At 40.7% G+C, this 5,932-nt stretch carries 6 protein-coding genes and 1 riboswitch; of the genes, 5 read left to right on the top strand and 1 reads right to left on the bottom strand.

The genetic code is table 11. The features are described from left to right. A riboswitch (purine riboswitch) is annotated at positions 1-79 on the top strand. A 76-nt stretch (positions 80-155) separates the two neighbouring features. The 5 genes from A5875_RS05430 (at position 156) to purB (ending at position 5,381) form a co-directional block, all read left to right on the top strand. Next, complete coding sequence (locus tag A5875_RS05430) at positions 156-737, top strand: xanthine phosphoribosyltransferase (RefSeq protein ID WP_088932674.1); 582 nt, start codon at positions 156-158, stop codon at positions 735-737. Between the two features lies 1 nt (position 738). Next, positions 739-2,022 carry a nucleobase:cation symporter-2 family protein gene (locus tag A5875_RS05425; RefSeq protein ID WP_088932673.1) on the top strand — a complete coding sequence of 428 codons (1,284 nt, stop codon included), beginning with the start codon at positions 739-741 and terminating at the stop codon, positions 2,020-2,022. A 203-nt stretch (positions 2,023-2,225) separates the two neighbouring features. Beyond that, positions 2,226-2,714 carry a 5-(carboxyamino)imidazole ribonucleotide mutase gene (purE, locus tag A5875_RS05420; protein WP_088932672.1) on the top strand — a complete coding sequence of 163 codons (489 nt, stop codon included), beginning with the start codon at positions 2,226-2,228 and terminating at the stop codon, positions 2,712-2,714. Further along, positions 2,707-3,828, top strand: coding sequence for a 5-(carboxyamino)imidazole ribonucleotide synthase (gene purK / locus A5875_RS05415; protein WP_176244623.1), 1,122 nt, complete (start codon positions 2,707-2,709; stop codon positions 3,826-3,828). Before purE ends, purK begins: the two co-directional genes overlap by 8 nt. Positions 3,829-4,085: 257 nt before the next feature. Then, positions 4,086-5,381, top strand: a complete 1,296-nt coding sequence (gene purB, locus A5875_RS05410; protein WP_088932670.1) for an adenylosuccinate lyase — start codon at positions 4,086-4,088, stop codon at positions 5,379-5,381. Between the two features lie 37 nt (positions 5,382-5,418). Here purB and A5875_RS05405 read toward each other — a convergent pair whose 3' ends face one another. Next, positions 5,419-5,790: a hypothetical protein gene (locus tag A5875_RS05405; RefSeq protein ID WP_088932669.1), complete on the bottom strand. Its 372-nt coding sequence runs from the start codon at positions 5,788-5,790 to the stop codon at positions 5,419-5,421. Positions 5,791-5,932 lie beyond the last annotated feature (142 nt).

The raw sequence follows: 5,932 nt of genomic DNA, 5'->3' as shown, positions 1-5,932 counted from the left end.
CTTATATATCGTCATAATATGGATGACAGTTTCTACCTTGTGCCGTAAACGCAAGACTATAAGTAAAAATCGTACGGTTACGTACCTTTTTTGCTTTGCAGATAAGGTGCGTTTTTTGTATTAATCAAAAAACGACAAAAAAGGAGAAGAGTATAATGAAAGAATTGACAGATCGTATCAAGAACAACGGCCGTGTTTTAGGTGAAGGGGTACTAAAAGTTGATGAATTCATCACCCACCAAGTAGATCCTGAATTGATGGATGCAATGGGAAAGCGTCTAGCTGAAGTGTTTGCCGACAAAAAGATCACTAAAGTAGTGACTATCGAAGCTTCGGGAATCGCCCCGGCAGTCTACGCAGCCCAAGCATTAAAAGTGCCTATGATCTTTGCCCGCAAATCCAAAAGCCTGACAATGGACGAAGAATTATTGACGGCCTCTGTATACTCTTTTACCAAACAGGTGACAAGCACTATTTCTATTTCTCGTAAATTCCTTTCTGCAGAGGATAATGTCTTATTAGTCGATGACTTTTTAGCGAACGGTCAAGCCGCAAAGGGATTGATTGAATTGTGTCAGCAAGCTGGTGCTAGTGTTGCCGGAATCGGGATTTTGATTGAGAAATCATTCCAAGATGGCCGCCAGTTGATTGAAGACATGGATATTCCAGTTGTTTCCCTAGCAAGAATCTCTTCCTTACATGACGGTAAAGTAACATTTATCGAGGAGGACGCATAGAGTGACAAGCGAGACAGGAAATGGAAAATCAGCAGTATTAGGTCTGCAGCATTTATTAGCGATGTATGCAGGAGCAGTAGCGGTACCACTTTTGATCGGAACAGGTTTGGGATTCAATGAAGCGCAAATGACGTATTTGATTTCTATCGATATTTTTATGTGCGGTATTGCCACTTTGCTGCAATTGACGGTGAATAAATTTTTCGGTATCGGTTTGCCGGTTGTTTTAGGCTGTGCCATCCAAGCTGTAGCACCATTGATTTTGATTGGGCAGACACATGGTGTTGGAACCGTCTATGGGTCAATTATTGCTGCTGGGATTTTTGTTGTATTGATCTCAGGTATTTTTTCTAAGGTAGAAAAATTATTTCCGCCAATCGTAACTGGGACTGTAATTACAACGATTGGGTTGACTTTGATTCCCGTTGCGGTCACAAAAATGGGCGGTGGCGATGCTGCGGCAAAATCTTTTGGTGATACAACGAACTTATTATTAGCTTTTGTAACGATTATCTTGATTTTAGCCGTGCAGGTTTTTGGACGAGGTTTCATTCGATCAATCGCCGTGTTAGTCGGTTTAGTTGGCGGAACGGTTCTTGCGGCGCTTTTAGGTCAAGTGGATCTAGCGGCTATCGGTCATGCACCGATGTTCCACGTACCTCAACCATTTTATTTTGGTACCCCAAAGTTTGAACCATTTTCGATTATATTAATGATCATTATTTCGATTGTAAGTATGGTGGAATCAACAGGTGTTTATTTTGCTTTAGGCGATATTGTTGGTAAAGAGGTAAAAGAGGATGATTTGAAGCGCGGGTATCGTGCAGAAGGATTAGCTGTTATCTTAGGCGGATTGTTCAATACATTTCCTTATACCGGATTTTCACAAAATGTTGGACTAGTGCAACTATCTGGTATCAAAACGCGACGTCCAATTTATTTTTCAGCTATCTTTTTGATTATTCTAGGACTTTTTCCCAAGGTAGGCGCACTGGCTCAAATTATTCCTGAACCTGTTTTAGGCGGCGGGATGCTGGTAATGTTCGGCATGGTGGCTGTACAAGGAATGAAGATGCTGTCTAAAGTTGATTTTAACGATGAAAAGAATTTATTGATCATTGCGATCTCGATCGGTTTTGGTTTAGGCTTTAACGCATTGCCAACATTGTTCGCGAAGTTACCGGAGACTGTTCAAATGTTTACCGGCAATGGTATCGTCATGAGCAGTTTGTCAGCAATAGTATTGAATCTTTTATTTCATGGGTATAAAAAGGAAACGAAATAAAAAGTAAGCGCGGCTTTTGTCGTGCTTACTTTTTTAATCATTAAAAACACGAACGTTAGATTAAAAATCACTCTTAATATTCGAATTACGTTTTGACTTACCATAGGGGTCTTGCTAAAATAAGTTTGAATAATGGTAAAGCTTATCAATTGACTTGATTTCTCAAAAGGAATCAAGCCTTTAACAGGAGAAGGGAGCAATTTATGAATCCAGAAGTTGCAGTTATTATGGGCAGTACCTCTGATTGGGAAACGATGAAGCATGCGTGTGAAAGCCTTGATGAATTAGGTGTCGCATATGAAAAACGGGTCGTTTCGGCACATCGAACACCTGATCTAATGTTCGACTTTGCGGAAAAAGCTCGCGAAAAAGGAATCAAAGTGATTATCGCAGGTGCTGGCGGTGCAGCGCACTTACCGGGAATGGTTGCCGCGAAGACCACCTTACCAGTAATCGGCGTACCCGTTCAATCGAAGGCATTGAACGGTTTGGATTCTCTGTTGTCGATCGTGCAAATGCCTGGCGGAATTCCAGTTGCCACGACAGCCATTGGAAAAGCTGGTGCAACTAACGCCGGACTACTTGCGGCACAGATGCTTTCAATGTATGATAAAAAAGTAGCTGAGCGCTTAGAAGAAAAGCGCCAGCAAATGACACAATCTGTATTGGAAAGTAGTGAGCAACTTGGTTAAATCGATAAAACCAGGCTCTACGATTGGTATCGTAGGCGGAGGACAATTGGGCCGGATGATGGCTATCAGCGCAAAGGAAATGGGTTTTCGTACGGGCGTAATCGATCCGACAGAAGATTGTCCGGCTGCGCAAGTTTCGGATTGGCATATCGTAGCTGATTATGATGATCAAACGGCTTTGGAAGAAATGGCTCGCAGATCACAAGTTATTACGTATGAGTTTGAAAATGTTGATGTGGACACGATCAATCATATCCAGCATTTCGCGAACATTCCTCAAGGGACCGACTTGTTAGCAATCAGTCAGGATCGTTTGATGGAAAAATCTTTTTTAGAAAACAATAATATTGTGATTGCTCCATACGCGACGATCATCAGTCCAACGGATATCCAAGATGCTATCGAAGGTATCGGTTATCCTTGTGTGTTGAAAACAACGCGCGGTGGTTATGATGGACATGGTCAGTACGTGTTGAAAAGCACGGCTGATTTAGCACCTTCGATGAATCTGCTGCGGCAAGGAACCTGTGTTTTGGAAGCGTGGATTCCTTTTGAAAAGGAATTGTCTGTTCAAGTGGCAGGAAATAATATCGGTGATTACGTAACATTTCCAGTAGTAGAAAATGTTCATCGTAATAATATTCTTCATGAAACGATTGCACCAGCAGGAATTGATGCAGCTGTAGCGAAGGAAGCGACTCGGATCGCGAAAGTGATTGCACAGGGTGTGGATTTAGTCGGCACCTTATGTGTAGAATTCTTCCTTACAAAAGCAGGCGCATTATACGTGAATGAAATTGCCCCTCGGCCACATAATTCGGGACACTACACGATTGAAGCCTGCAGCATGAGTCAATTTGATGCGCATATTCGCGGAGTTTGCGGCTGGCCGTTGAGTGAACCAAAGTTATTATCAAATGCGGTAATGGTCAATGTCTTAGGTGAAAATCTTCTGAAGACATACGAAATGATTGATTTATGGCCAGACTGGCATTTCCATTATTACGGCAAAGCAATGCCGAAAAAAGGTCGCAAGATGGGACACGTTACCATTCTGACCGACAGTATTCAACGAACCTTAGACGATGTCAAAAAAACCGAAACTTGGGATTAGTAATCACAAGCACTGTAAATGGTAAATGATATACGGCGCGACAATCAAACTCATTTCTTCATAGGAAAAAAAGACTACATTTAATAGGAGCAAGGATGTCAGTTCTGCTCTTCCCAGTTAACTAAGCAAAGCATGGAACGCCAAATTTTTATGATATCAGCGTAAAAACAGATAGCAGAATGATATACGGCGCGACAATCAGACTCATTTTTTCTTAGGAAAAAATGACTACATTAATAGAAGCAAGGAGAAATATAATGATACCTCGATATGCAAGAGCTGAAATGGCAAATATTTGGAGCGATGAAAATCGTTATAAGGCATGGCTGGAAGTGGAAATCTTAGCGGATGAAGCTTGGGCTGAGTTAGGTGAGATTCCTAAAGCTGATGTAGAAAAAATTCGTGCAAATGCCGGATTTGATATTGATCGTATTTTAGAGATCGAACAATCAACAAAGCATGATGTGGTAGCTTTTACCCGTGCTGTTTCTGAAACTTTGGGAGAAGAAAGCAAGTGGGTTCATTATGGCTTAACCAGTACCGATGTGGTGGATACTGCGTACGGGTATTTATATAAACAAGCAAATGATATTTTGCGCCAAGATTTACAAGACTTTTTAGCAATCATTGGTGAAAAGGCGAAAGAGCATAAAAACACTGTAATGATGGGACGAACTCATGGTGTTCATGCGGAGCCAACAACATTTGGACTGAAATTAGCTACTTGGTATTCAGAAATGAAACGAAATATCGAGCGTTTCGAACATGCGGCTAAAGGTGTTGAAGCAGGAAAAATCTCAGGAGCGGTTGGTACGTTTGCGAATATTCCGCCATTTGTGGAAGAATATGTTTGTGAGAAATTAGGGATTCGTCCACAAGAGATTTCAACACAGGTTTTACCTAGAGACTTGCATGCGGAATACTTCTCAAGTCTTGCATTGATTGCAACATCAATCGAACGTTTTGCCACTGAAATCCGTGGTTTACAAAAATCTGAAACGCGTGAAGTCGAAGAATTTTTCGCGAAAGGGCAAAAAGGTTCTTCTGCTATGCCCCATAAACGTAATCCGATCGGCTCTGAAAACATGACTGGTTTGGCCCGAGTGGTGCGCGGACATTTGATCACTGCTTTTGAAGATGTAGCTTTGTGGCATGAACGTGATATTTCTCATTCTTCAGCGGAGCGGATCATTACACCAGATACGACTATTTTAGTAGATTATATGCTGCATCGTTTCGGCAATATCGTTAAGAATTTGACGGTCTTCCCAGAAAATATGAAGCGCAACATGCAAGCTACTTTTGGTTTAATCTATAGCCAACGTGTGATGTTGAAGTTGATTGATAAAGGAATGACACGTGAACAAGCCTATGATCTAGTTCAACCGAAGACGGCCTATGCTTGGGACCATCAAACACAATTCCGTCCGTTACTGGAAGACGATGAAAAAATCACCAGCATTTTATCAGCTGCGGATTTAGATGATGCGTTTGACTATAACTATCATTTGAAAAACGTCGATAAAGTTTTCGAACGTGTAGGAATCAAATAAAAAAAATCTCTTGCCGCTGGGCAAGAGATTTTTTTATTTATGCGTATGAATAGACATCTACAAAACAACTTTCGTGAAGCTTTGCTAAAAGGCAATCAATCAATTGATAGTCATAGTTCTCTGAATTCAGCAGGATTTCAATCCGATAAGAATTCTTTAGGAAAGAATGATCCTTAAATTGTCGAATAACTAATTTATCTTGGGCGGTATTAGCAAACTGCAGAGATTGCATAGCTTGAGATTGTCTTGGATGCAAAAGTTTTTTTAGGTTACGGTAGGAATAAAAGCTCGTGTTGCGATTAAGATTGTGGGTCGTATCTAATCCTAATAAAGCATTTAATAAATGTTGCTTATCTGTTTCGTTCATTGAACTTAGAAATTTTTGAGCTGCTGCCGGCGCATCTAACATAATAATTCCCCCATATATTTCATTCGAATTAAATATAGCACCATTTTCACAAAATGTAAACGCTATCTTAGGGTAGGGGTGATTTTTAACTAAATAGATAAGGTTTCAAACACGAACATTAGATAGTTTCTTTCATTATAAT

It is taken from the genome of Enterococcus sp. 3H8_DIV0648 (assembly GCF_002140655.1).
In the GTDB taxonomy this organism is placed as follows: Bacteria; Bacillota; Bacilli; order Lactobacillales; family Enterococcaceae; genus Enterococcus_A; species Enterococcus_A hulanensis.
The sequence above is the reverse complement of the archived record's forward strand: the minus strand, read 5'-3'. Positions and strand labels throughout refer to the sequence as shown.

Bases quoted from the DNA above. Each gene is read 5' to 3' on its own strand.
- A5875_RS05430 (WP_088932674.1), top strand. From the start codon at position 156: ATGAAAGAATTGACAGATCGTATCAAGAACAACGGCCGTGTTTTAGGT.
- purE (WP_088932672.1), top strand. From the start codon at position 2,226: ATGAATCCAGAAGTTGCAGTTATTATGGGCAGTACCTCTGATTGGGAA.
- purB (WP_088932670.1), top strand. From the start codon at position 4,086: ATGATACCTCGATATGCAAGAGCTGAAATGGCAAATATTTGGAGCGAT.
- A5875_RS05405 (WP_088932669.1), bottom strand. From the start codon at position 5,790: ATGTTAGATGCGCCGGCAGCAGCTCAAAAATTTCTAAGTTCAATGAAC.